This window comes from Haematospirillum sp. 15-248 (assembly GCF_012102665.1).
In the GTDB taxonomy this organism is placed as follows: Bacteria; Pseudomonadota; Alphaproteobacteria; order Rhodospirillales; family Rhodospirillaceae; genus Haematospirillum.
In genome coordinates, this window is the sequence record NZ_JAAVTF010000007.1 from 20,669 (window position 1) to 47,061 (window position 26,393).

Annotated in this window: 16 protein-coding genes; 9 read left to right on the plus strand and 7 right to left on the minus strand. The window is 56.7% G+C overall.

Translation table 11 applies throughout. From position 1 onward, the window contains the following. Window positions 1-26: 26 nt before the first annotated feature. From gyrB to ubiE, 7 genes are all read right to left on the minus strand, one after another. Window positions 27-2,456 carry a DNA topoisomerase (ATP-hydrolyzing) subunit B gene (gene gyrB / locus HEQ72_RS07335; protein ID WP_168022992.1) on the minus strand — a complete coding sequence of 810 codons (2,430 nt, stop codon included), beginning with the start codon at window positions 2,454-2,456 and terminating at the stop codon, window positions 27-29. Window positions 2,457-2,513: 57 nt separating this feature from the next. Then, window positions 2,514-3,653 carry a DNA replication/repair protein RecF gene (gene recF, locus HEQ72_RS07340; protein ID WP_168022993.1) on the minus strand — a complete coding sequence of 380 codons (1,140 nt, stop codon included), beginning with the start codon at window positions 3,651-3,653 and terminating at the stop codon, window positions 2,514-2,516. Then, complete coding sequence (dnaN, locus tag HEQ72_RS07345; protein ID WP_168022994.1) at window positions 3,646-4,764, minus strand: DNA polymerase III subunit beta; 1,119 nt, start codon at window positions 4,762-4,764, stop codon at window positions 3,646-3,648. The genes recF and dnaN overlap by 8 nt, the downstream gene beginning before the upstream one ends. A gap of 766 nt (window positions 4,765-5,530) precedes the next feature. Beyond that, window positions 5,531-5,797, minus strand: a complete 267-nt coding sequence (locus tag HEQ72_RS07350) for a hypothetical protein (protein ID WP_168022995.1) — start codon at window positions 5,795-5,797, stop codon at window positions 5,531-5,533. A gap of 371 nt (window positions 5,798-6,168) precedes the next feature. Further along, entirely contained in the window at window positions 6,169-6,660 is a 492-nt protein-coding gene (locus HEQ72_RS07355) for a GNAT family N-acetyltransferase (protein WP_168022996.1), read from the minus strand. Between the two features lie 563 nt (window positions 6,661-7,223). Continuing rightward, the gene (gene ubiB / locus HEQ72_RS07360; RefSeq protein ID WP_168022997.1) at window positions 7,224-8,768 is read right to left on the minus strand and encodes a 2-polyprenylphenol 6-hydroxylase; all 1,545 of its coding nucleotides are present in this window, start codon (window positions 8,766-8,768) and stop codon (window positions 7,224-7,226) included. A gap of 15 nt (window positions 8,769-8,783) precedes the next feature. Beyond that, complete coding sequence (ubiE, locus tag HEQ72_RS07365; RefSeq protein ID WP_168022998.1) at window positions 8,784-9,605, minus strand: bifunctional demethylmenaquinone methyltransferase/2-methoxy-6-polyprenyl-1,4-benzoquinol methylase UbiE; 822 nt, start codon at window positions 9,603-9,605, stop codon at window positions 8,784-8,786. 86 nt (window positions 9,606-9,691) lie between these two features. Here ubiE and mutM point away from each other — a divergent pair, with 86 nt between their 5' ends. The 9 genes from mutM (at window position 9,692) to HEQ72_RS07410 (ending at window position 26,376) form a co-directional block, all read left to right on the plus strand. Next, window positions 9,692-10,540, plus strand: a complete 849-nt coding sequence (mutM, locus tag HEQ72_RS07370; RefSeq protein ID WP_168021007.1) for a bifunctional DNA-formamidopyrimidine glycosylase/DNA-(apurinic or apyrimidinic site) lyase — start codon at window positions 9,692-9,694, stop codon at window positions 10,538-10,540. Between the two features lie 16 nt (window positions 10,541-10,556). Next, window positions 10,557-10,946: a hypothetical protein gene (locus HEQ72_RS07375; protein WP_066133964.1), complete on the plus strand. Its 390-nt coding sequence runs from the start codon at window positions 10,557-10,559 to the stop codon at window positions 10,944-10,946. Window positions 10,947-11,013: 67 nt separating this feature from the next. Then, a complete protein-coding gene (locus HEQ72_RS07380) occupies window positions 11,014-11,790 on the plus strand; it encodes an enoyl-CoA hydratase (protein ID WP_168022999.1) in 777 nt (258 codons plus the stop codon). Window positions 11,791-11,966: 176 nt separating this feature from the next. Beyond that, on the plus strand, window positions 11,967-12,239 hold the full coding sequence (rpsT, locus tag HEQ72_RS07385; protein ID WP_066133970.1) for a 30S ribosomal protein S20: 273 nt from the start codon (window positions 11,967-11,969) through the stop codon (window positions 12,237-12,239). 735 nt (window positions 12,240-12,974) lie between these two features. Further along, window positions 12,975-14,471 (plus strand): chromosomal replication initiator protein DnaA, encoded by a 1,497-nt coding sequence (dnaA, locus tag HEQ72_RS07390; protein ID WP_168023000.1) that lies wholly within the window; start codon window positions 12,975-12,977, stop codon window positions 14,469-14,471. Between the two features lie 570 nt (window positions 14,472-15,041). After that, a complete protein-coding gene (locus tag HEQ72_RS07395) occupies window positions 15,042-15,203 on the plus strand; it encodes a hypothetical protein (protein ID WP_168023001.1) in 162 nt (53 codons plus the stop codon). 361 nt (window positions 15,204-15,564) lie between these two features. Continuing rightward, window positions 15,565-16,491 carry a calcium-binding protein gene (locus HEQ72_RS07400; RefSeq protein WP_168021011.1) on the plus strand — a complete coding sequence of 309 codons (927 nt, stop codon included), beginning with the start codon at window positions 15,565-15,567 and terminating at the stop codon, window positions 16,489-16,491. A gap of 338 nt (window positions 16,492-16,829) precedes the next feature. Further along, the gene (locus HEQ72_RS07405) at window positions 16,830-25,172 is read left to right on the plus strand and encodes an RHS repeat-associated core domain-containing protein (RefSeq protein ID WP_168023002.1); all 8,343 of its coding nucleotides are present in this window, start codon (window positions 16,830-16,832) and stop codon (window positions 25,170-25,172) included. A gap of 28 nt (window positions 25,173-25,200) precedes the next feature. Further along, entirely contained in the window at window positions 25,201-26,376 is a 1,176-nt protein-coding gene (locus HEQ72_RS07410; RefSeq protein ID WP_168022983.1) for a hypothetical protein, read from the plus strand. The last annotated feature ends 17 nt before the right edge of the window (window positions 26,377-26,393 follow it).

Consider the following 26,393-nt stretch of genomic DNA (forward strand, 5'->3'; position numbering starts at 1 on the left):
CTTTCCCTCCGTTCCCGTGTTCTGGATCAGATATCCAGATTGGTGACTTTCAGGGCATTGTTCTGGATAAACTCACGCCGGGGTTCCACAACATCACCCATCAGAGTGGAGAACACCTCCTGGGCCTCGTCGGCGTGGGCAACCCGGACCTGAAGAAGGCGCCGGACGTTGGGGTCGAGCGTTGTTTCACGCAGCTGCTCGGCGTTCATCTCTCCCAACCCTTTGTAGCGCTGTATGCTGATACCCTTGCGCCCGGCCGACATGAAGGTATTGACCAGCCCGACAGGACCCCGGATCGGATACTGGCTGTCCCGGATGCGCAGCGTGGCTTTTCCGTTGTAGATTTCGCCAAGGCTGGCCGACATCTGGTCCAGGCGGCGGGCCTCGCCAGAGTGGGCCAAGGCGCTGTCGATGGCATGGGTCTCCGTTACACCCCGCAAGGTGCGCCGGAACAGCAGGCTGCCGCTGTCCGTGACTTCACCGCTCCAGCCCTTTTCATGCTCGGCTTCCAGATTGTCCAGTCGTTGGCAGATGGTATCCATAACAGGCTGGTTATTGCGTGTTGATGCCAGAAACTCCGGACTCAGGGCACCGGCTATAGCGGCCTGTTCCAGGATCCGGTTCGGGACCCGGCTCGACATGCGGCCCAGAAGAGTCCGGACCTGCCGGGCCTGGGTTATCAGCTCACGCAGGTGGGGACCGGCAATCTGCTGTCCGTCTTGCAGAACCAGAACAGCTTCGCCGATGGATACATCAATCAAGTATTCTTCCAGCTCGCGATCATCCTTCAGATAACGCTCCGAGTTGCCGCGTTTGGCCCGGTACAGTGGCGGCTGGGCGATATACAGGTGCCCCCGCTCGATAATATCGGGCATTTGCCGGAAGAAGAATGTCAGCAAAAGGGTACGGATGTGGGAACCATCCACGTCCGCGTCGGTCATAATGATGATCTTGTGGTAACGAAGTTTCTCGATATTGAAGTCATCGCGTCCTATGCCGGTTCCCATGGCGGTGATCAGGGTTCCGACTTCGGCGCTGGACAGCATCTTGTCAAACCGTGCCCGTTCCACGTTCAGGATCTTGCCGCGCAGGGGCAGAATGGCCTGGAAGGCCCGGTCCCGCCCCTGTTTGGCTGTTCCACCGGCGGAGTCACCCTCGACCAGGAACAGTTCGGACTGTGCAGGATCACGGTTCTGACAGTCGGCCAGTTTGCCGGGAAGGGAGGAAATATCCAACGCTCCCTTCCGGCGTGTCAGTTCACGGGCCCGGCGAGCGGCCTCGCGCGCGGCAGCGGCTTCGACCACCTTGCCGATAACCTTGCGGGCGTCGGACGGGTGTTCTTCGAACCACTCTGCAAGCTTCTCGGACACAACGCCTTCCACAACGGGGCGTACCTCGGACGAAACCAGCTTGTCCTTGGTCTGGCTGGAGAACTTTGGATCAGGAACCTTCACGGACAACACGCAGGTCATGCCTTCACGCATGTCATCGCCGGTCGGCTGGACTTTTTCCTTTTTCAGCAGACCGGTTTCCTGGGCGTAGTGAGAAATTGTCCGGGTCAGCGCGGCCCGTAAGCCGGCCAGATGAGTTCCACCATCCCGCTGCGGGATGTTGTTGGTAAAGCAGAGCGTGTTCTCGTGGTAGGCATCGGTCCACTCCAGCGCGATTTCCACGCTGATACCATCACGTTCGCCGGTGATCAGAACCGGCTTGTCGTGCAGGGGCTGGCGCGCCTTGTCGAGATAGTGGACGAAAGCCTCTGTGCCGCCTTCATAGTGGAAGATGACGGTTCCGGGTTCCCCGTGGCGTGCATCGGTCAGGTGAAGGGTCACGCCGCTGTTCAGGAAAGCCAGTTCGCGCAGCCGGTGTTCCAGCGTTGCAAAATTGTATTCTGTTATGGCGAAGATAGAAGGCGAGGCAAGGAAGGTCACTTCTGTACCGGTCCGGTCGCCGCATTCCTTGACGCGCTTCAGAGGCTTGACGGTCTCCCCATGTTCAAAGCGGACATAATGCTCCCAGCCATCGCGCCAGATACGCAGGTCAAGCCAGTCTGACAGGGCATTGACCACCGACACACCAACGCCATGCAGCCCGCCGGACACCTTGTACGAGTTCTGGTCAAACTTGCCGCCGGCATGCAGCTGGGTCATGATGACCTCGGCGGCGGAAACGCCTTCTTCCTTGTGGATATCCACCGGAATACCGCGTCCGTTGTCGCGCACGGTCACCGAGCCGTCGCCATTGAGGACAACGTCCGTACGATCGGAATACCCGGCCAAGGACTCGTCAATCGCGTTGTCCACGACCTCGTAGATCATGTGGTGCAGGCCGGATCCGTCGTCGGTATCGCCGATATACATGCCCGGGCGCTTGCGCACGGCTTCCAGTCCCTTCAGGACCTTGATGGAATCCGCGTCATATCCGTTGGTGGTGGTGGCGTTGGCAGCTTCGGTCATGGGTTTGCGTACTCACTTCGTCCTTGCTTTCCCCGCTGGCTGGCGGGGAGGGGTATTCTAGTGCAATTGGCCGTCAGAAACGTCAAAAAACTGCGCCCGGTTCCCAAAGGGTTCAAACAGGGCCCGGTCGGTTCCGGTCAGCCATGCCTGGGCACCCAGTGCAATCAAGGCTTCAAACAGGGCCTCGCGACGCTGTGCATCCAGATGGGCGGCCACCTCATCCAGAAGCAGCAGCGGGGCTGTTCCCCGTTGTGCGCCCTGTATCCTGGCCTGGGCCAACAGGATTGACAATAAAAGTGCCTTTTGTTCGCCGGTGGAGCAGCGGGCAGCAGGCTGGTCATTGCTGTGGTTATGTACCATCAGGTCAGTGCGGTGTGGTCCCTCGGCCGGCATTCCGGTACTTTCCCGGTGGCGGTTCTGGCACATATGCTGACGGAACAGATCCTCGACATCAGTTGCCGGGTGATCCTCCAGCAAGCTTTCAAGCCACCCGTTCAGCCCGAGATCGGGCCGGGGGAAGGGCGGCGCAACCCGTGACAGGGCCCGGTTCAGCCGTGTTATGATATCTTGCCGGGCGGCTGCTATGGCAACGCCGTGCGATGCCATGGTGTTCTCCAGCAGAGCCATCCAGGCAGGGTCATTGACGTTGTCCCGCAGCAGGCTGGTTCTTTGTCGCAGCGCTTTCTCATAGGCCGACAGGTGCCCGGCATGTCCGGGATACAGCCCGAAGACCAGGCGATCCAGGAAACGACGTCGCCCTGATGGACTTTCGGTAAAAAGCCGGTCCATCGCCGGTGTCAACCAGACAATAGACACGATATCCCCCAGCTCGGTCTGGCTGCGGGCATTGATGCCGTTGATGCGTACAACGCGCCGATCCGAAGGGCCCGGGTCTCTGCCAGTTCCCAGATCGACCGGGCCATCGGCGGTGTGCACGGTTGCGGCAATACCCCAGCCCCCTTGCATGCCCATAGCGTGACCACTGCGCGTGACGTCCTGCAACCTGGCGCGACGTAGACCGCGACCAGGAGCCAGGAACGACAAGGCTTCCAGCAGATTGGTCTTTCCGGATCCATTCGGTCCGGTCAGAACAACCGGTGCCATTCCAGCTTCCAGTTGCAGACTGTTCCAACCGCGAAAATCAGTCAGGACCAAGCGGCTGACGCCAATGGCCGGAAAAAGGGACGCGTCAGACACGCACCGGCATCAGCACATAGACCGCCGTGTCATCCGCAGATTCACGGATAATAGCCGGGGATGCCGTGTCGGCCATCGACAGGCGGGCCGCGCTGCCCTCTATTTGTGACATGATATCAAGAAGGTAGCGACTGTTGAAGCCAATCTCCAGGGGCTGGGCGCTGTAAATGCACTCCACCTCTTCCTGGGCATTTCCGGCCTCGGCATTGGAGGCCGAGAGCGTCAGGGACCCATCCTCGATCCTGACCTTGATTGTGCGGTGCTTGTCACCTGAAACGGTCGAAACCCGGTCTACGGCGTCGGAGAATAGCTTCTTGTCTACTTCCAGGTGCAGGTCGTTGTTATGCGGAATAACCTGTTCGTAATCCGGATAGGTGCCTTCTATCAGCTTTGATGTCAGGACGGCACTGCCCAGAACAAATCGGATCCGGCTTGTTGAGAGGGATACGGAGACATCCGCGTTTCCCTCCTCCATCAGCTTGCGCAGCTCGGAAACGGTTTTACGGGGCACGATCACTCCGGGCATGTCCGCCGCACCTTCCGGCAGGGCAATTTCTGCCTTGGCCAGACGGTGGCCATCGGTGGCAACTGCCCGCAGGGCAGGGTTGCCATCAACAACAGCAGTGTGAAGGTAGATTCCGTTCAGGTAATAGCGGGTTTCTTCTGTAGAGATCGCGAAACGGGTGCGATCCACCAAGCTTTGTATATCGCTGGAGGATACGGCGAAGGTATGGCTGTAGCCACCTTCTTCCATCGTCGGAAATTCTTCCACGGGAAGGCAGGACAGGGAAAAGCGCGACCGCCCGGACCGCAGGGTCATCTGGTTCCGCTCGCTGTCCCAGGACATTTCCACTTGGCATCCATCGGGTAGTTTTTTGACAATTTCAAACAGGGTATGGGCGGGTGCCGTCGTGGCACCGTCACGCTCTACCGAAGCCGGGATGCTTTTGACAACTTCCAGATCCATGTCGGTGGCGTTCAGGGCCAGCACACCATCCCGCGCCTGCAGGCGGACATTGGACAGAATGGGGATTGTGTTGCGCCGTTCAACAACGCTTTGAACGTGGCCAAGGGACTTCAGAAGGGTGCTGCGTTCGATGGTCAGTTTCACGGTCGTTGTCACCTGGCACTGGAAAACGGGTGTGGGATCCTGCTTCGGCACAACCGAAACAGACCCCCGTCTGAGCCGGCTTGTTCAGCCTGTGGACCAAACGGGGGACGGGAGTATATCACAGGCTCTGCTGGCTCAAAGAGGTTTTACGCATAGTGAATGCGTGCCGTGTTACACATTAAAGTTGCTTGATATTGACATTCTTGTGCCTTAAGGTTTTGTTTGTCGGCAGGGTTTAGAAACCTGTCGATAGAGGTCCAAAAACCTCGTACATACCCAACGCAGACAGTCGCCTGTATTGCGCGGCGACTGTCTGTACGGTGACGGACTGTGCTCACGGTCCGTGCGCTCCGCTTTATGGCGGGAGGGCGGCGAATAGAACACCCGCAAGGGAAATAAGCCCACCTGATATCCCTGACGTTGGGCAGTGTTATTGGGTTTTTGGCCTCCCGCCACCACGTGTGTTGTCAGCGCATGTGGTGGCCGGCGTCTTCGTGCGCTGAACCGGGGACCCGGTGTGGCTTCCCCCTGATGACCATCCCGTCCGGCTTCCTTGCTCCCCGCCGGGCAGGGGCATCGGGTCCCCGGTTTTCTTGCGCGGGATGTTTGATCCTGATGTCGCAAGGTTTTTTAGACCGCTTTGCTTCCCGCCCTTTTCAGGTCCGGGCGGGGAGGTTGCGCTTAAAGCAGGATGCTGCCGAAGTCTTTGGTCCCGTCGCCGTCGCCGTCGACATCGGCAAACAAGACAACGCCATCCTGTTCGGAGTCACAGCCCGTTACCATGGGCTTGCGGGCCATCCTCACTCAGCATCAGGGTTTTTCCTCTCCAGCCTGCTGCCCGAAGATCAAGGTAGTCACTTTCTCCCTGATGAAAGTCGAGAACAATGTCGTCACCATAGGAATCGGAGCGATACGCAAATGTATCCGCATCGTTGCCTCCCCCCAGTGTGTCGTTGCCCTTGCCCAAAAGAAAATGGATCCGCGTGCACAACGTATCCCCGGGAAGATACGGGGTCTGTAACAGCGGGAGCATAGGCTCTTCCTGTAACCGGTGTGGAAATGGCGGATTCCGGAAAATCCGAAGAGAAAGGGTCATAGGCTTTAGTGCGTGCGTACCTCTCATGCTTTTGCGAAACGGGTTGCACGCCGGTTTTGATTCAGGGAAAGGTTTGATCGGCTCCGGTGTTACCCATTTACGCTGGCAGAATGCAAACAGCGTACTCTATCAATGCGTGTATAGAAGCGACATTACAGGTCTGGATAAAATGATAAAAGTAATTTGAATCTTAACAATTTTTCCACTTGTTCCATGCGAGATGCACGATGTGAGGAAGCCACGCGAGGATCGCAATCCTTATGTTTATAGCGAGCTGTTGCACATGTTTATTTCCCAACTCATGTTAATCATGGGGAGTTTCCGTCTTTGTTTGCATAGAGGGCATAGTAGTCATAATCGGCATCGCAATCGTAAAGGGAGAAGCCGCACTTTCGGAAGCAACGTATGCTCGGGAGGTTCACTTTTCTTATCTGCGATAGAACATCATATTCATGTATCGAGAGAAATATTCTCAACGATTTCATCAATAATAGAGAAGACAAACCAATACCTCTGAATTCAGGATTCAGGTTAATTGATACGTCAGCTATTTTCTCATTCTCGCGTATATTAAATCTGCAGAGTCCTATCTTTTTGCTATTAGCGATATTAAAACCAATAAATATAATGATATTTATGTCAGATACAGACTCTGTGAACCATTTTTGGTGTGATTCTCTGTTGATCTCACCATTAAATGTCGACATTTTTCTTGTTAAGGGATCGTTCCTCCATCTCCATATGTCTTCAGAGTCCTCTGGAAGAACCCTTCTTATCATTATATCTATTTCGTTTCTCATAGTTAGTGCCAATTTTTTATTCTATATTCGCGCTCACTATAAGTCAGCGCTTCTATCAGATCACAGTATGATAGGAACAAGAAGAGATGGATATAAATGATCCTGTACACTGTTACACACAGATGCGCTGCATAGTGTCACACAAGAAAACCGGGGACCCGATGCCCCTGCCCGGCGGGGAGCAAGGAAGCCGGACGGGATGGTCATCAGGGGGAAACCACACCGGGTCCCCGGTTCAGCGCACGAAGACGCCGGCCACCACATACGCTGACAACACACGTGGTGGCGGGAGGCCAAAAACCCAATAACACTGCCAAGAGTCAGAGGTACCGGGCGGACTTATTTCCCTTGCGGGTTTTCTATTCGCCGCCCTCCCGCCATGATACACGTGCACGGACCGCGAGGAATCAGTCCGTCACCGTACAGACAGTCGCCGCGCAATATGGGCGACTGCCTGCTCTTGGTATGTACGAGGTTTTTGGGCCTCTATCGACAGGTTTTTGAACCCTGCCGACAAAAAACCCTAAATTATAATGCATCCTGCATCAAGAAACTTATTGGTTTTATCGTCCGATCAAGGCCAAGGCCAGTCCCGCAACCAGAATCCACGGTAGCCAGGGTGGCAAAGTGCGGCGGCCATTCCCCCCGGTCAGACTGACACCAAGCTGACGCACCGTTTCAGGATGCAGCTTCAACCCACCGGAAGCCATCATCGCAGCCGCTCGGTCGGCATATTCAAGAACAGCAGGCATCCGCTCCAAGGTGCGGGCCAAGCCATGCACTGTTCCCTTGACCCTTGCACCGGGACCAAAGGTGTCGGTCATCCAGCGTTCCACCAGTGGGTAAGCCAGTTCCCACATGTTGATATCGGGCTCCAGCTTGCGCCCCACGCCTTCTGCCAGCAGCATGGATTTCTGTAACAGCAGCAGCTGCGGCTGGGTCTGCATTGAAAATTGCTCTGTTACCTGGAACAGCTGCCCCAGCAGGCGCGCGATGGAAATTTCGTTGATCGGCTTGCCAAAAATGGGTTCAGCAATGGAACGGGCTGCTTGGGTGAATGCATCAATCGACTTGTCATCGGGCACCCACCCGGCTTCAAAATGAACCTCTGCTACCCGGCGGTAGTTACCGGTCAGGAAACCCAGCAGCATTTCCCCCAAGGTTCGCTTTGTTTCCTCGCTGACCCGACCCATAATTCCGAAATCAACCGCGATAATGGTGCCGGTCTCGTCAACAAACAGATTTCCCGGGTGCAGGTCAGCATGAAAAAACCCGTCGCGGAACACCATGTTGAAAAATGCATTGGCGGCGTGGGTAATCACCTCGCGCGGGTCAAGGCCGACGGCAATGATTCTTTCCCGTTCATCCAGGGGAATACCGGCAATGCGTTCCTGCGTCATCACCCGTTGGCCGGTGCGCTGCCAGTCGATGGCCGGAACGCGGAACGTGGTATCCCCGGCGAAGTTTTCTGCCAATTCCGCAGCGGCGGCGGCTTCAAACCGAAGATCCATTTCCAGCGTGACCGAATCCTCGAACGTCCGGACAGTTTCAACCGGGCGCAGCCGCCGGAACTGTGGTCGGAACCGTTCCACCATCGCGGCGATCCAGGAAAACATTTCAACATCGCGGGCGAAAATTTTCTCCACACCCGGGCGCAGAACCTTGACGGCAACCGGCTTGCCCTCTGTTGTGACGGCAAAGTGAACCTGGGCAATGGAAGCGGCAGCCACCGGAACTTCATCAAAGCTTTGCCACAGGGACTCGGGTGGCTCCCCGAACTCATCGGTCAGAATCCGGCGTACATCTTCAAACGGGAAAGGCTCCAGGCGATCCTGCAGATCTGTCAGATCCTGCGCGATGGCCTCGCCCATCAGATCCGGGCGCGTGGAAAGAGCCTGCCCAAGCTTGATGAATGTTGGCCCCAGCTCAACGAAAGCCCGCGCCAGGCGTTGTCCGGGCCGCCCTTCGGCAGGGCGTACCATGGGACGCAGGAGGGTTGCCACCAAGGACCCGACCGGCAAGGCATCCAGAAGAAACAAAACGTCGTGACGGGCCAGGACCCGGCCGATACGAAATACGCGGGCAAGATTACGACAGGCAGAAAACATCAGGCCCCAACCATCCTAGATCCGCCATGCCGAGTGAATGGCGGCAATACCACCGCTGAGATTATGCACCGCTACCCGTGACAAGCCAGCCTGAGCCATTCTGTCTGCCAGTTCTTTCTGGGCGGGGAACTGGCGGATGCTTTCAGCCAGGTAGCGGTAACTGTCACGATCGCCCGCAACAAGTTGCCCCATCCGGGGTAACACGGCAAAGGAATAAAGATCGTAAAGTCGATCCAGGCCCGGCACCAGAACCTTGGAAAATTCCAGACACAGGAAGCGTCCGCCGGGTTTCAGGACACGGCGCGCTTCTCTCAGCGCTTGATCAATGCGGGTGACGTTGCGCAGACAGAACGCGATGGTATAGGCATCAAAGGATGCATCCGGAAAGGGGAGGCTTTCTGCGTCACCATTGATCCATGTCAGGCCGGCAGGGTGTCCACGATCCAGCGCCCGGTCCCGTCCGACGGTCAGCATGCCGGTGTTGATATCGCAGACCTGTACGGTTGTACCGCCAAGGTCAGGTGCCCGGCGACGCACCCGATCCAGGACGCGGAAGGCAATGTCGCCGGTTCCGCCGCCAACATCCAGAACCTGCATGCCGGCGCGCGGTGCCAGCATATCGACGAAGCGGTCTTTCCACAGGCGGTGAACGCCCAGGCTCATCACATCGTTCATCAGGTCATAGCGACGGGCGACCGAGGTGAACACGCCGCGCACCAAGCCTTCTTTCTCGTCCTCGTGAACGGTACGAAAGCCGAAATGCGTGGTCCGGGCCGACGGGGCTTCATCGGTCACGCAAGCAGCATCAGCGGCAGGTCCTGTATTCTTGTGCGTCATGGCCGCACGATAGCCCAACCCGATGGGAAACGCTATAAGGGAGCCTTCTGCACACCATAATTTTCCTGACCGGAGAATACTTCCTTATGCCGGAACTGCCCGAAGTTGAAACTGTATGCCGTGGATTGGTGCCATTTCTGGAACAGCGCATCCTGCAAGAGGTGGATGTGCGCCGGGCCGATCTGCGCCAGCCCTTTCCAGACCAGTTACAACAAAGGTTGACAGGGCGACGGGTCCAGCGCGTGCACAGGCGTGGAAAGTACTACATATGGGATCTGGATGACGGGATGTGTGTTCTGGGTCATCTGGGAATGAGCGGATCCTGGCGCATTCATACCGCACAGGACGGACAGCCAGCGATCGGAAAACATGACCACCTGGTCATTCGCACCGATCGTGATGATACCCTGACCTATCACGATCCGCGACGCTTTGGTGTGCTGCTTCTGGTGTCGTCCAATGCACTGCCCGGCCACCCCTTGTTACGGAGCATGGGACCGGAACCCCTGTCCGATGCGTTTGACGGATCTATTCTGGCGCAGGCCTTTTCCCGTCGCCGTACGCCGGTGAAAGTTGCGTTGCTGGATCAGGGTGTGGTTGCCGGAATCGGCAATATCTATGCCAGCGAAGCCCTGTACCGGGCCGGCATTGCGCCTGATCGTCCGGCACACAGTCTGGATGAGCGGGAATGCCGATCCCTTGCCGGGGCCGTGCAGTCGGTTCTGTTCGATGCCCTGGAATCCGGCGGGTCCTCGTTGCGTGACCACATGCAGGTCAATGGTGAGCTGGGATATTTCCAGCACCGGTTCGCTGTGTATGACCGCATGGGGCAGCCATGTCCGGACTGTACCTGTGACCATACACAGGGTGGCGGCGTGCGCCGGATCATTCAGGCCGGGCGCTCAACATTTTTCTGTGCGATGCGGCAACGCTAGGGTACGCTCCGGTGCCATGGGACCTTTTTTCTCCTCTGGCGTGTATCGCTTTTTTCTCGTCCTGCCTGTTGCCCTTGCTGTCGCACTGGCCACGGCGGTTGTTTCCGCGTCTGTGCAGGACTTCGCCGAAGGGATCGAGGATTTGCCCCTGATGCCCGGACTGCAAAGCCATGAAGGTGGATTGACTGTTTTTGACAGTCCCTACGGCACGATTGTCGAATCAACAGCCAAGGGGCGGGTCTCGCCTGCCGATGTCCTGGATTTTTATGCCCGGACGTTGCCGCAGCTGGGATGGACCCGGACCGGAGAGACTCTTTTCCGGCGGGAAGCCGAGGAGCTTGTCCTGGATGTCGGGCAAAACAGAACGGATGTCATTGTCCGTTTCCGGGTTGTGCCCGTGGACTGAAATTTACAGAAAAACAGGACAGCCTGTTATCGGGTTTGTACCAAAGACGGAAGGGAGCCAAAAGCGCATGGCATATGAACATATCCTGGTTGAAACCCATGGCGAGGTGGGCGTTGTGATCCTGAACCGGCCCAAGGCTCTCAATGCCCTGTGCGTCGGTTTGGTCAAAGATATGGGGGCGGCCCTGGATGCCTTTGAAAGCAACCCTGATATTGGGGCCATTGTTCTGACGGGATCAGACAAGGCGTTTGCTGCCGGAGCCGATATCAAGGAAATGGCCGACAAGACCTACCTTGATGCCTATACCGAAGACTTCATCACCAAGGGGTGGGAACGCGTGGTTAGCTGCCGCAAGCCGGTTCTGGCCGCTGTGGCCGGTTATGTACTGGGCGGAGGCTGCGAAATCGCCATGATGTGTGACTTCATCATCGCAGCCGACAATGCCCGCTTCGGGCAGCCGGAAATAACGGTTGGTACTATGCCCGGTGCGGGGGGAACCCAGCGGCTGACCCGGATTGTTGGCAAGGCGAAAGCCATGGAAATGTGCCTGACCGGGCGCCAGATGACTGCAGAGGAAGCCGAGCATGTCGGTTTGGTGTCGCGCGTGGTTCCGCTTGATACCCTTCGCGAAGATGCGATCCGGACTGCACAGAAAATTGCCCGGATGTCGCGTCCGCTGACAATGATGATCAAGGAATCGGTGAACCGGGCCTATGAAACCACCCTGCGGGAAGGGCTTCTGTTCGAGCGGAGGGTGTTCCACGCCACTTTTGCCACCGAAGATCAGAAGGAAGGTATGGCTGCTTTTGTCGAGAAGCGCGAGCCAAATTTCAAGCACCGCTAGGCAGGGGCTGCTCCGACTCGGTGGCAAGCCCCCCTGTGAATCCCGGTCAGGCGGGAAATAAGGGGGGAACATGCCCCGAAGCGGGACTCCCCTGTTGACGGAAGGGCGCTCTTTGCCTATAAAGCGCGCTTCGTATTCGTGAACCTGTTACTCTTATTTGGACGGAATCCAAGGCTATGGCTCATCACAAGTCGGCCCAGAAGCGCATTCGCCGCAACGCTCGCCGTTTTGCCATCAATCATGCGCGCAAGAGCCGCGTACGCACCTTCATCAAGAAGGTTGAGCTGGCTGTTGCCGGCGGTGACAAGGCAGCTGCCGATGCAGCCTTCAAGGTCGCCCAGCCGGAGATGATGCGTGGTGCTCAGAAGGGCGTGTTCCACAAGAACACAATGTCCCGCAAGGTCTCGCGCCTGAGCGCGCAGATCAAGGCTCTGCCTGCGGCCGCCTGACAAGGGTGTTGCAGGCGGCCGTTCGGGCTGCGCCGTATCGAAAAGGTCGCGCTCCTGGATTAGAGTCCGGGATGCGGCCTTTTGCGTCTTCTGCTCATGGTGTTCTTGCAGTACCTGATCGTGGAGTCTTGTTGTGGATTCGTCATGGCGCTATAGCCTGACGACTCCCGGTTATCACTCTGGGATGCTCTGTTTTTACCGTATTTGGACCGTGGTCAATGCCGCTTTCACCCCTTGGGGGCGTCAAGAAAAAAACTTTTCATGTTCCCCTTTCGATCTCATTGAATGAGCGCGCGTCTTGCGGATAGAGTCACCCCTCTGATCGGGTCTGGCACCAGGATTTTTCTGGACGTCGGCCTTCCTGTTTCACTCCCTGTCCTTCATTCACCATCCTTTTCTTGTCACCGAATTACACCATTCTCGATAACACGGCCGTGCGGCCTTTGAACAAGGGACACGTGCAGCTCTGCGGTATTCCGTCCTGCCTTCCCTGCGGGGCAAACATGCGGGTTACCGGTGGCCGTACCCTTTCTCCGGAAAGGATTCTGAAGCAGAACAGAACCCGGTTCAGGGTTCGCCAGTTTGGTCCCGGCGTGTGGAGCAATGCATCCGCCGGACAGGGGAGATGTGTTCCTGTCAGAGGGGACATGCTGAATGATACCGGGCCTGTTTTACACCGGGGTTGGCCCCCCTGCCTGATACAACATCATAGTGCCGGGGCTTGAGGCAACGCAGATGACGACAGCAGACCTGATGGTAAAAGAAGAACGCGATACCGTTTTTTCCTGGGACAGAATCCTGCCCCGTCTGCGGGAAGAATTTGGCGAAACTGCCTTTGCGAACTGGTTTGTTCCGATCCGCCATACCGGGGTTCGCAGCGGAACCTTGCAGCTGACGGTGCCAACGCGCTTCATGCGGGATTGGATCATGACCCACTATGGTGATCGTATCCGGGCGCTGTGTAGCGTGGAGGATCCGTCGATCCGGCAGGTCAATCTGTCTGTCAATGCCGCCGCCCCGGCGCAGCCCAAAAGCCAGCCAGTAGCACAGGCCCCCTTGCCACCGACTCCACCGGTGCAGATGCGCCGGTCACCATCCACGTCATCGGTGCGGGATTCCAGATCCAAGGGATCACAACAAGGGGCCAGTGTTGCTCCGCCGGTTGCCATGCCTTCGGTCATTGCGCCTGCCCCCGCATTGCCCGATGACCTGTCGGCACCGCTCGATCCGCGCTATACGTTCGAAAGTTTTGTAACCGGCGCCACCAACGAATTTGCCTGCGCGGCCGCGCGGCGGATCGTGGATTCCAGTCAGGCAGTTTTCAATCCGTTGTTCCTGTATGGCGGGGTTGGTCTGGGCAAAACGCATCTGATGCACGCCATCGCCCACGCCATCCGGTCCCGTCATCCGGAACGGCGTGTTATCTACCTGTCGGCTGAAAAGTTCATGTACAGCTTTGTACGGGCCCTGCGTTACAAGGACACGATGGCGTTCAAGGAACAGTTCCGTTCCGTTGATGTGCTGATGATTGATGATGTCCAGTTCATTTCGGGCAAGGACACAACCCAGGAAGAGTTCTTCCATACCTTCAATGCCCTGGTTGACCAAGGACGACAGGTGGTGATTTCTGCGGACAAGTCACCGGCGGATCTGGATGACATCGGCGACCGGTTGCGTTCCCGCCTGTCGTCTGGCTTGGTCGCCGATATTCACCCCACCACCTATGACCTGCGTCTGGGCATCCTGTCGACAAAGGCTGAAACATCCGGCGTTGTCGTTCCGCCAAAGGTCCTGGAGTTTCTGGCGCACAAGATCAGCTCCAACATCCGCGAGCTGGAGGGCGCCCTGACCCGCCTGATTGCGCATGCCCAGCTTGTGGGGCGTGCACTGTCCCTGGAAACAGCCCAGGATGTGCTGCGGGATCTTCTCCGCGCCAATGACCGGCGTGTTACCATCGACGAGATTCAGAAGAGGGTTGCCGAGCATTTCCAGCTCCGGGTGTCGGACATGCATTCCGCGCGGCGTTCCCGTTCCATTGCCCGGCCGCGTCAGATTGCCATGTTTCTGTCCAAGCAACTGACCAGTCGTTCGTTGCCTGAAATTGGTCGCAAGTTTGGCGGGCGTGACCACACGACGGTGATTCACGCGGTCAAAAAGATCAATCAGTTGATGAGCAGCGATACCGCCTTTGCCGAGGATGTGGAACTGCTGCGCCGGATGCTGGAAACCTGAGCGCAGGACACAGCAACACGACACGAAGGGTATGTGGTTTCTCGATGCAATGGGATGGCTTCTACCTCCCTTCTGCGGCGTGCGCGTGACATCATCTACAATTGCTTGATTGGCAATAAAAACTACCATAAGGTAATCCCTGTCAGCAGGTTTCAAAAACCTGTCGATAGAGGCCCAAAAACCTCGTACATACCAGTAGCAGGCAGTCGCCCATATTGCGCGGTGACTGTCTGTACGGTGACGGACTGATTCCTCGCGGTCCGTGCGCTCCGCTTTATGGCGGGAGGGCGGCGAATAGAACACCCGCAAGGGAAATAAGCCCGCCCGGTACCCCTGACTACTGGCAGTGTTATTGGGTTTTTGGCCTCCCGCCACCACGTGTGTTGTCAGCGCATGTGGTGGCCGGCGTCTTCGTGCGCTGAACCGGGGACCCGGTGTGGTTTCCCCCCGATGGCCATCCCGTCCGGCTTCCTTGCTCCCCGCCGGGCAGGGGCATCGGGTCCCCGGTTTTCTTGCGCGGGATGTTTGATCTTGGCGTATGTGTATTCCGCGCAGGGAAGAGGCGCGGTTATGCGTTCGGTGTTTGCGCGCCTGCCCTGTATGTATCCTGAACCCGGTCGTACCTTGCAGGGCTTGGATCCTGTGTCGGCAAACCTTATGGCACAGCAGCGTAACCAGAGTCTGATTGTGACGATGGACAAGAAACGTTCTGACCGGCCACAGTCATTTTAGTCTTTTCTTGTTACCATTCCTGAAGCAGGCAGCGTGTGCTGTCGTTGCGGCTGATTGCTCTGGCGTGCGCGTGGATAGTATAGATTCTTTTCATTGAAATGTATGACGTACGCATTCATGAATCATGCATGATAGGTTATGAATTTTTATAATTTATACATGCTATTGTGAATTTCTATCGAATATAGTCAATTGCTTCATGTTGTTTATAGTTATCGGGTTATATGTATGTGGCTATTCTATGTCCTGTATGGTGTATATTTTGCGTATATATTCTCATTGTGATGTCTCTTGTTTGCTTTGATACCTTTCGTGTCTGGGGGCTGTTCTGGCCTGTCTGAACATGGAGGATATGATGGATATGACACAGATGAAGAGCTCTGTTGTTATGGTTGGTCCCTATGCGGTGGTGACTGGAACGCAGGGCAGTGATTTTTTGCATCCACCTGAGGCTCGTGGATTCATCGATGGTCTTGGTGGTGCTGATACTGTTGATTATTCATCTTATGCAGATCCGCTGACGATTACGCCATCCTCTGTGGGGGATCTGGTTGTCAATGTGAATGGTCAGCAGAAAGATCTTCTGAGAAATATTGAAAGGGTCATCGGTGGTTCGGCTGATGACCGGATGACAGGGACTTCTGCCAATGAAGTTTTCTTTGGTGGTCCGGGGCGGGATATCCTGGATGGTGGCGCTGGTTTTGATGGGGCCGAATATTCCGACAAAGATAAGCCTGTCGAGGCGGACTTGTCTGTCAAAGGGCCGGTTGTGGTCAAGGTCGGTGGGCAGCATGAGGATACACTGCACAATATAGAAGCCGTTATTGGGGGCCTTGCCGGTGATACCCTTAAGGCCGCTGCGGGCAGAAGCATGCTGGCTGGTGGTGAAGGTAATGACACCCTGATTGCCAACGGGGGCGATGATATCCTGATGGGTGGAAAGGGAGCCGATACATTCGTGTTCAAGTCGGTTTCAGACTCTCCATTCAATGACCCTTCCAGAATTATCGATTTTAACTCTGATGATGGGGACCGTATTGACTTGTCTGCCATTGATGCAAATACAGCGGAGGATGGTTTACAGGCTCTTGCCTTCAGCGGTCAAAATCCCGCTGCGCATTCTGTCTGGTATAGCGCAGGGGCTGACTATGGTGCTTGGTATGCTCCACCTGCCCTCCGTATTGATGTAACAGGTGATGGGGTCGAGGATATGATGATTCTTGTCGAGACGGGTTCCGAGATTCCGTTCCATATTACGGCGGAAGCGTTGGGTTTGGTTGCAGAATAAGCCGCGTTGATCATACGCTATTGATGGTGCTGTCCCCTGTGATATCTGCCTGCTTGCAGGTGCGTTGCAGGGGACATCACGTTGTGACTTGCAGAGTATCCTGATATCTGCTGCAACTCTGTTCTTTCCCGTTTTTCTTTGTCCCGGTTCGGCTCCTTCTTGTTTGGAGCCGTTCCTCTTTTGTATTCATCTGCACAGCATTCCGTATGTCATCTTATTTTTATTACCATTTATTAATCGGTAAAGTGCCGACTTATTATTAACCTTGTCGGGATAAATTATATCGTATACAACCAATGCCAGATTCGATTGGGCTGGCTGGTGTACGGAAACGTGTTATGAATGCTGCAAGGTTGGACACGGTACTTGAGGCCCCGCCCGGGCAGGCCTCGCAATATAGTGCCGATGGGAGTTCCGGGCAGGATGTGAATCTGTTCCGGGGCACCGTTTCATTCTCTGTTCCCCTGCTGTCTCTTCCGGGGCGAAGTGGTCTGAACCTGGAGCTTCTTGCCACTTATAACAGCGCTGTTTCGGGGCAGGTTGTGCAAAGCAATCGCGATGCACCGACCGGCATTCTTGGGCTTGGGTGGGATATGCCCATCGACCGGATCGATGCCCATTATGCTGTGCCGGGTGATCGGAACAGCGTCACCTTCTTCCTGACTAGCCGGGGGTCTCGTAACCGTTTGTATCGTGTTGCACGTCCGTGGCAGCGGGGGTGTCTTGATATCAGTCTGTCTGCTTCCCTGGATCGCAAGGAGGTAACGCCGGCAGTACAGCGTGCTTTTCTGGACCAAGGCCTTGTTCTGGACCGGGGAGCGCGTGTAACGGTCGATGTTCCCGGACAGAGCTGGTCTGTTGTTGATCCAGTCAACGCCTATATGCTTGTTGTCCGGGTTGAAGCTGGCTCCTTGTCTGTTCTGGATGGTGGTTTTCACTACGAAGCAGAAGGCTATGATTTCTCTCGTGTTTGCTATTACGCACCGTTCGAACGCTGGGAGATTTATGACACATCCGGTCTGTGCCGTATTTTTGGTGGGGCTTCCGGAACCAACGCTGCGGGGCATGGTACCAGTCAGGGGGATTCGATTGTCTGGGGCGTTCATTGGAACGGGTGGGCCGGCCCGGGAATGGTTGCCCACGATCCCGAGGGGAAGCGGATTCAGGCTCAGTATCCGTTGTCATGGTATGTATCTGCTCAGCGGGCTCCGAACCGTGATGAGATCCGCTTTGCCTACAGACAGGTCCAGCCTCTTGTCGGTGTGAATGGTCTGCCGTTTACCCGGGCCATCTACCTGGAAACTGTCACTGACATGTTCGGACGTTCAGCACGCCTGATTTATGCACCGAAGCAGTATTCCAGTGACATGTCCGGTGTGCGTGAGTATCTGGATCCGCACAGGGCTGTTCCCGATGATGCGCCCACAGCGTGGCAGGATCGTTACGAGACGCTGTTTCTTGACCGTGTTGAGTGCCGTGCCCACACGGGCGACCTGTTGTTTACAACCTGCTTTACGTATGAGCTTGGGTTGTTTGCGGCTGTTCCTGACAAGGCTCCCCCCGATTTTGCCGGCACCATGACGCGGCGCGTCCTGACGGCGATAACCCGGGTACAGGCTGATGGCAGTTTTCTGCCGCCCTTGCGTATGACGTATTACCCGGCAACAGGGAGTAATCCCGGGGCAATTGCCTCGCGGCATTTACCGGAAGGGGCTGTTGTTGCGTATGATTACCAGCAAAAAAGTCTGACGCAGTGTTCGCGCAGCCTGACGGTCTTGCCGGCCTTGGCCAGTGCCAGGCCAAGGGTCTGGTTTGGTACGGACTACGCGGTTGTCCTGTGGATTGCTGACAGTCGTTTCAGTCTGACAGTTTATACGTGGAACGGGCGCTGGATTGCCTGGACCCCGTCTGCGCAGCAGTATCTGCTGTCCATTGATCCGGATGGTATCAATCCCGTCTTGCGTGATGATTTCTTTGTTCTGCATGTTCCTGATGCAGATAAAGCCAGCAGCTGCGTGCTGTTCTTCCACCGTGACAACCGTATTCTGGGCGGGTGGATTGAAGATCCTGCTTCTCCCCTGGGTATTGAAAGCCGTAACAGCCACGTTGTCGCCGGAGATCGTTTTCTGGCCATAGCCAACGGACAGAACAACACCGTTACCCGGTTTACATGGAATGACCTCTCGCGGTCATGGACGCAAGAAAACGTTCCGACAGAAGAACGCATGCGGGATCCTTCTGCCTGGCATATTTTTTTGGCAGCGAATGCCACTGCCATGGTTGTGCTGTATTACGACGGGCTTTCCGCACCCGGTACAAAGCAAAGCAGCCTGGTCTGTCATGGTGTTGGAGAAACAGGTGACTGGACGATTCTGGATACACGTCCGGCACCGGACATAACTATCTCCGGCCCGGATGTTCGTGCCAATTTTCACTGGGTGGCGGCATCATGGGTTTTTGCTGCCGCGTCGGTCATTGCTGATACAGGATCCCGCCTGACGTGGCAGCTCAGCCTGTATACCTGGAAGCCTGACCGGACACTGAATGCGCCGTTCCAGATTGTTGGGACCATCGACAAGACAGAAACCGGCATTTTGCCCTGGCAGCCCATACCTGTCATTTTACCATCTGGCCTGGTTGCCTGCGGGCCCAACCTGTTGCGGTTCAATGGTCGTGAATGGCTTCCCAATAACAGCTTGTCCCTGCGTATACCTGTCAGGGACGGTGCTGCTTTCCGGTTTGTAGCCGGGGATGATGTGGTGGTGAAGACTGAATACACCCCGGATCAGGTCATCGGGATGTTGCAGGCTTTTGATCCCGATACCACCCAATCTGTCTGGGCTGGTGATCCGCTCCTTTTATATGACGGTGCACCTGTTGGGAGCGGTTTGCAGCACTATGGCCCCAGTGTTGGTGGCAATACGGTGACGTTTGGTGACCGTGTTTACGATCGGGGTGTATCAACAGACTGGAAAGAAGCCGCCCGGCATGTAACCGGCTCATTGCCCCCGGATGTGAATACGGCAACCCTTGTCAATCAGGGCCCGCTGTTCTTGCTGGCTTTGGGGCAGGAAAATACCGGGGGACCGATGACCCGAATCATGGTCCTGAAGCCCGGGTTTATTTTTGCCGGTGAGGTTGTGCCGCAGGCTTTGTGTGAGTCTTCCGGGCCGGGGAGCTTTGCAACCTTCCTTCCTGCCGATGAGCCTTTTGATCAGGCGCAGTCTTTGACCCTGTATCGGTTCCTGCATGACTCTGTATTGCAACCGGTTGCAGATTTTCCAGTGCGGTCTGTGACCAGCGATAACGGTTACACCCGCGAGGCGGTGAGCTACCTGTTTGATCCGGATACGGCAGCTCTCAGCGCGCAGGGCGATGTTTGCAAATACTATACGGTTGCTGTGTCCAGAGGGCCGGGCGGTCAGAATGGTTCGACCCGTTATACCTTTATGAACGGGATTGGGGATCGTGCCCCCGGGAATCCGGTGCGGGAGGCTGTTCTGGACGGGCAGCTCCTGCGTACGGACATGCATGATGCAGGTAACCGTGTGGTGGCCAGTTATCTCAACACCTGGTCTTTTGTTGACCAGGTCCAGGATATCAGGGATGGCACAACCCGTCGCTTGCATGGCGGTTATGTGCAGTTGACATCAACGACGCGTGTTGTCGATGGCGTGACATCAAGTCAATCCTTTGCGTATGACCTGCGTACGGGACAGGTTATGCAAACGGACATAGCGGTCCTGAATTCTGTTGCGCAGACCGAGGTTCATCGCCGCCGTGTTGTGCCCGGGTGGCAGAGATATCCCCAGTTTGGTTTCCTCAACATCCTGACGCCATGGGTGGAGATCACCTCGACCGTTACAACAGGTGACGCCGAACCAGTTGTAACCGGTCAGGCCCTGATGGAGTGGTGCTCTTTTCCCGGGCCGGCCATAGGGGATGTCGGACGTCTGTCTCTTTTCTCTGAAGTTCAGGCATGGAGTCGTGTTGCCGCAGGTGGTTCCACCCCGTCGGAGGATCCTGCACAGTGGTTGCGGACCGGACGTGTCGAGCATCGTAATGCCTATGGGTATCACGTGGAGACCCGAACATCGTCCGGGCTGGTTCAGAGCGAGCTGTATGCCACGGCAGGCTCCCCCCTTGTCGCGACCTTTTCCGGTGCGTCCTTGTCGGGACAGGAAGCATACTATTACGGGTTCGAACCCTATGAGACAGCTGGGAACTGGAACCTGGATCCTGCGCGGACTCCCCTGGTAACGGCCATCAGCTGCACGGGGACACGTTGTATGGCGGTGCCGGCAGGGGTATCCGGGGCATCTCTGGAGCTGACGCCGCGTGATCGTTCAGAGCCATTCCTGTTCTCGTTCTGGGCTTGTCTGGATCCGGCTGCGCGTGTTCATGACCCTGTTGAATGCTGGCGTGTGGAGTATACCGGTCCCGGTGCTGCATCATTGCCCACGCCCCGGACTATTCGGGTTGCGTCAACACAGTGGTCCTTTTATGCCATTCCTGTGGATCTGTCCGGATGTCAGGGTCCGGTTACGGTGCGTTTGACGCCCGTCAACAGTGGCAACGTGACAGTCTTCATCGATAACGTGGCATTTTCGACACGTGGTGGGTCTGTCCGGGCCCATGTTTTTGATCCTGTGACCTATCGTGTGACGGCTGAGGTTGGCCCCTATAACCAGATCCGTCGCCGCATCTATGACCGGCAGCAACGCCAGGTCGCGATCACCAACGAATTCCAGTCTGTTGTCAATGTGATCGCGCCGTATCTGGCGCGGCAAACGCAGGATGGTTTTGATCCGGACACTCCCAACAGTCAGCTTGTGGTCCAGCCGATGGGGGACACATGGTATGGCCGGTTTCGCAACAATGGCGTCTGGTCGGACGGGTTCTCGTCGACACAGCCGACGTTGTGGACCAGTGCCAACGGGCAGCTTGCTTATCATGGGGATCAACCCGGGCGGATCGATTTTACCGGGATCCGGCTTGTCACAGACTATATGGTTCGCCTGACAGTCAAGGCTGAACCTGGACACAGCGTTGGTCTGATGCTGGGTGATGATCTTGCTGTTGCCTGGAATCCGGATACATGCGCCTGGACACTGACCGATCGCCTGAACAAAGACACAGTGCACGGTGCCTTTACCAGTCCCACTCCATCCGGTGACTGGTTGGTTGTGCTGGGACCCCATGCTGTGATTATGGCGCTTGATGGCCGGATTCTGTTCCGTTATCTGCCCGAGCAGTGCCCGCAGGGGCGTCCGGCGTTTGTTGCCGGAGGGCCACTGGTTATCAGTGAATTTGTTGCCGGCAGCCGTTTGCAGATGGCCATCCGCTATTTCGACGGATGCGGTCGTACGACGCAGGGGCATTCTGTTGAGGGTACGCAGGTTGTCATCGCGACGACCCTGTATGACGAACTGGGGCGGCCGGATGTGCAACTCAAACCCGTTGCGCTTGATATCCGTCGTGACGGCTTCCTGTTCTGGCGCCGTGATCTGGTTACGGCTTTTGATCGTGACAGCGGCCTTTTGTCCGGAAAAGCGGCAGATGCTTGGCCGCAGGATCAAGGATATCCCTATACCCGCAAACGCTTTGAGCCGTCTCCTCTGGGGCGTGTTGTCGAGACCGGTATGCCTGGTCGTGACTTTGCCATCGTCAACCTGTCCACACGTACTCCGGAGGGGCGTCATACCGTACGCTGGTCCTATGGAGCCAACACGGATGATGCACCAACCCGTCAGTTGGGGCTGCCGGTCGGTCGCTATGCCTGTGTGCAGAAAACAGACCAGAATGGTGACGTGTCCGTGACCATGACCGATACGTTGTCCCGGGCGGTTGCCACGGCCCGCCGTGTTGATTCAGAACGTGGGCACTGGACCATCGAGAGTCAGGCCACGGTTTATACGCCTGATGGCGTACAGCAGGCGGTTCGTCTGCCGAATTTTTATGCTCTTCCTTCCGGAGGGGCAGCCGATGCCTGGACCAGGCTGACACTGTCTGATCTTTCTGGACGGATTATCAGCCGCATGGATCCCGACAGTGGCCTGAAGACGGCGGTTTTCAACGCTGCCGGACATGTACGTTTTGCCCGGGATGCTGTTACGGCCGCCCGTGGTGATGTGGTTTACAGTAAATATGACCGCTATGGGCGACCGCTTGAAACCGGTCTTGTTGCAGCAGACTGGGACAGGCGAGCCTTGCAGGCCAGGGCGGAACAGCCGGATTGGCCACGCCCGGAGGACGGTGCCCGCGCCCTGCGTCGTTTTGTGCATGACGGTGACGGGACGTCTGTCAACAATCTCGGGCATCTGGTGTCTGCGACGGAATGTGATGAAACAAGCCGTCAGGCCACCAGTGTTCTTGTCTATGATCATGATGATACCGGTCAGGTTGCCGGAAAGACATTGCGTTTGCCGCAGCTTGGCCGGGCGTATGCGACAACCTTTACCTATGACAACCTGGGTAATGTGACCGGCACAACCTATCCATCCGGGTTTACGGTCCTGTCACAGCGTGATGCTGTCGGCCGGGTCGAGCGTATGGTCGATAGAAATGGCACCGTGCTGGCCGCATGGACATACGCACCAGGTGACCAGATTGCAGAGCAGCGCATCCTTCCCGGTGCACAGGCAGCGGTGACGACGGGTTATGCCTATAACAGTCCCGGGTGGCCGGTCCGTCTTTCTTCGGCCTTTATGACCGAAGAGCTGTCCTACAACAGCGGGGCTATGGATGGTACCGCGTACTACAATGGGCAGGTCTCTTCGATCGATGTGACCTTCTCCCTGCCGGCTTTGGCTGTGCCGGGGTTCCCGGCGCGGACGTCCACAGCCTGCCGCTATGACTCAGGCGGTCGGATTCTGTCAGCCCGGACGATGGCTGATGGTGTTGTCCAACCGCGCTGGAGTTTCGGGGTCGTTACGCCGACATCCTATGATGACAACGGTAATGTTTTGTCTTGTGACCATGACGGTCAGGCAATGGCGTACCGTTATCGTGCCGGTACCAACCAGGTTATCAATACCGATGGCAGTGATCGTGCCGATTATGCCTTTGATGCTGTTGGTGCCGTGACCCGGGCTGATTCAAGGGCAATTACCGACATTGTGCGTCATCCGGGTACTCGGCGTGTGGACAGGATACGGACCACGGATGGTGATGTTGCCTTTGAGTATGACAGCCGATCAAACCGTATCGTCAAGACCACGACAGAGGGTCGCCGGGTCTATGTGCGTGGTGTGAATGGCTGGACCTTGATGGAGGAATATTGTCCTGCTTCGGGAACGCCATCAGTTACGGAATATCTCTACGGTCCCGGTGGGTTGTTTGCCATTCGGGTTGACGGGCAGATTATGCCGGTTCTGACGGACCATCTGGGTTCCGTGCGTGGGCTGGTGGCAGACGGAAGGCTTTCAAGCGCGTTCCATTATAACGTATTTGGCGAGGTTGTAGCCCGTTATGGGGCCGCTGATCACCTGCGCTACCGTTTTACCGGGTATGAGTATGACGCAGAAACAGGCTTGTACAATGCGTCAGCCCGTCTTTATGATCCGGTATCGAAGCGTTTCTACAGTGTTGATCCCAAGGGACAGTACGCATCTTCCTACGTTTACTGTGGTAACAATCCGGTCTCTCTTCTTGATCCTACCGGAGAGGCTGCGTGGTGGGCCGTTCTTCTTGGTGTTTTGGTTGGTACGGCTGCAACCTTGTTTACAGGCGGTGCCGGTGCGTTCCTGTTTGCGACAGAAGAAGGAACGGCGCTTGGGGCCTCTACCGCTGTTTCAGCGGCGGCCGGCGCGGTTGGTTCCCTGGCGGGTGATGCGACAGCAGCGGGAGCATCCGGTGAACGCTTTACGCCGGTGCGGGCACTTGTTGATCTTGCCGCTGGTGCTGCGGGTGGTGCTGCGGGTGAGTTCTTTGGTGGTACAGCGGCCAATGCTGCAATAGGCCGGGCTTTCAGAGCGGGTTATTCGGCTGCAGCTGTCAGTCGGATTGGCTCTGCCGCATCCGGGGTGGCGGGTGGCTTGTCCGGTTCTGCAGCTGCGATAGGAACGCAGGCGGCTCTTGGTGGTCAGCCCCTCTTCAGTGCGGGGAATGGCATAACGGTGGCCTTGTCAGCTCTGGCTGGTTTTGGCGGAGCCGTTGCCGCGTCCGGGTCCTACTTCTCCTGGTTCGGGAATACGATGCCTGTACCGTTGGGAGAGAACGATTTTGATCTGATTGATGCCTTTACCCGGGTGCATCCAATCGCCAAATCCGAGACCGGTCATTCATATCGGTTCCTGACCCTCAATCGCGAAGAGCTTGGGCTTCTTTTCTCTGAGGCCTTTCGTCTGAATGCATCCGGGACCGAGTTCCATGATGTGATCGACGTGCATGGTGCCGGGCGTTTTGTGTTCCCGTCCATCAAGGGTGCCGGGTACATGCGCCCGATGTCCGCCAAGCTCCTGGCACGATACATGCGGACCCAACATCCTGACTGGGTTGGCGGCGGTACACATCCCCCGATCAAGATGTCTTGCTGCTTCAGTGCGATCCCGGGATCCCGTGGGGGGGCTGTTGGCCAAACAATTGCGACAGCCCTCAATCGGACGACCTATGGAAGTCTTGGTACCGTAAGAATGATACATGGTGCTCCGGACTGGAAATGGGTTCGTTTTACTCCATGACCTCAACCCCATACAGGAGATGACAGGTATGAGCCTTTCTGATGTTGAAGAGAAACCGGCCGTTTGCCCAGCAGCAAAGATCCCGGTCCAGGTTGCGTCCCTGGAAGAATATAAAACCCTGTTCGCAGGGGATCTGACCGATGCACAGCGCGAGGCCCATACGCAGCATCTTTCGTGTCTGCATGGGAATGCCCTTGCCGGTACCGATGATGACGGATGTCTGGTCCGCCTCAGCAACTTTGTCTACGGCGCCGGTAAACTGGCACCTCATGACAAGGCTTTTGCCGAGAAGATATTCCCGATCCAGGCCAGCAAGATAGCTGTTGAGGACATGACGGTGACAACCGATATCGTTTATGGTCCCGCTTCGGCACCTGTTTTGCTGAACGTGGGAACATTAACGTTTGCCGGTGGATCCATTACGGCCCTGAACACGGTTCTTACAATCAATGCCCGCAAGGTGGCTTTCCGTGAAGGTACGGGAACCAAGCCCTATCATATCGGTATTCTTGGTACAGACGGTGTCACTGGCATGGATGGTGCCCATGGTGATACGCCTTCCAATCAGGCTGCATCCGGCAAGGATGTCCAGCCTGCGTCTCCGGGGATCTGCACAGGTGTCGGGCCTGGCGGTCTTGGCAGCAACGGATCCAATGGCGGGGATGGGCAGGATGGAAATCTCGGTGGAACCGGACGCCCCAGCCTGCAGGCCAACCTGACATTCTATGCGTTTGATAATCCGGAAGGAGAAAAGCTGGTTGTCTTCACGCGTTCCGGGGCCGGTGGTGCCGGCGGTCGTGGTGGAGACGGCGGTGCCGGACAGCAGGGTGGAAACGGGGGCTGTGGTTGTGATTCCGGCTGTGAAGGCACTGATGGCGGCGACGGTGGTCGTGGCGGCAATGGCGGCGATGGTGGGAACGGTGGTCAGGGCGGCGATGCTGTCGATGGTGGTGATGTGTTCATAAAGGTTCCTGCCGAAGCGGTATCCAGTGTTGTCAGGGTTGCTGATATTGCCCATGCCGGCATTGGTGGTGCCGGTGGCCTGGGTGGTGCTGGCGGCCGTGCTGGAAATGGCGGCGCTGGCGGGAAGCATTCTGCCAACGGAGCAGGTGGTGCGCGTGGCAACAATGGCAAGCCCGGTCAGCCCGGCAAGGCGGGGATTCGTCAGGGTAATCCCGGGAACATTTATATTAACAGTCTGTAGACGGTACGGTTATACGC

Coding starts and splice junctions, on each gene's coding strand:
- HEQ72_RS07405 (WP_168023002.1), top strand. CDS start 16,830: ATGAATGCTGCAAGGTTGGACACGGTACTTGAGGCCCCGCCCGGGCAG.
- gyrB (WP_168022992.1), bottom strand. CDS start 2,456: ATGACCGAAGCTGCCAACGCCACCACCACCAACGGATATGACGCGGAT.
- dnaA (WP_168023000.1), top strand. CDS start 12,975: ATGACGACAGCAGACCTGATGGTAAAAGAAGAACGCGATACCGTTTTT.
- HEQ72_RS07410 (WP_168022983.1), top strand. CDS start 25,201: ATGAGCCTTTCTGATGTTGAAGAGAAACCGGCCGTTTGCCCAGCAGCA.
- HEQ72_RS07350 (WP_168022995.1), bottom strand. CDS start 5,797: ATGCTCCCGCTGTTACAGACCCCGTATCTTCCCGGGGATACGTTGTGC.
- mutM (WP_168021007.1), top strand. CDS start 9,692: ATGCCGGAACTGCCCGAAGTTGAAACTGTATGCCGTGGATTGGTGCCA.
- HEQ72_RS07400 (WP_168021011.1), top strand. CDS start 15,565: ATGACACAGATGAAGAGCTCTGTTGTTATGGTTGGTCCCTATGCGGTG.
- HEQ72_RS07380 (WP_168022999.1), top strand. CDS start 11,014: ATGGCATATGAACATATCCTGGTTGAAACCCATGGCGAGGTGGGCGTT.
- HEQ72_RS07395 (WP_168023001.1), top strand. CDS start 15,042: ATGCGTTCGGTGTTTGCGCGCCTGCCCTGTATGTATCCTGAACCCGGT.
- ubiE (WP_168022998.1), bottom strand. CDS start 9,605: ATGACGCACAAGAATACAGGACCTGCCGCTGATGCTGCTTGCGTGACC.
- ubiB (WP_168022997.1), bottom strand. CDS start 8,768: ATGTTTTCTGCCTGTCGTAATCTTGCCCGCGTATTTCGTATCGGCCGG.
- HEQ72_RS07355 (WP_168022996.1), bottom strand. CDS start 6,660: ATGAGAAACGAAATAGATATAATGATAAGAAGGGTTCTTCCAGAGGAC.
- HEQ72_RS07375 (WP_066133964.1), top strand. CDS start 10,557: ATGGGACCTTTTTTCTCCTCTGGCGTGTATCGCTTTTTTCTCGTCCTG.
- rpsT (WP_066133970.1), top strand. CDS start 11,967: ATGGCTCATCACAAGTCGGCCCAGAAGCGCATTCGCCGCAACGCTCGC.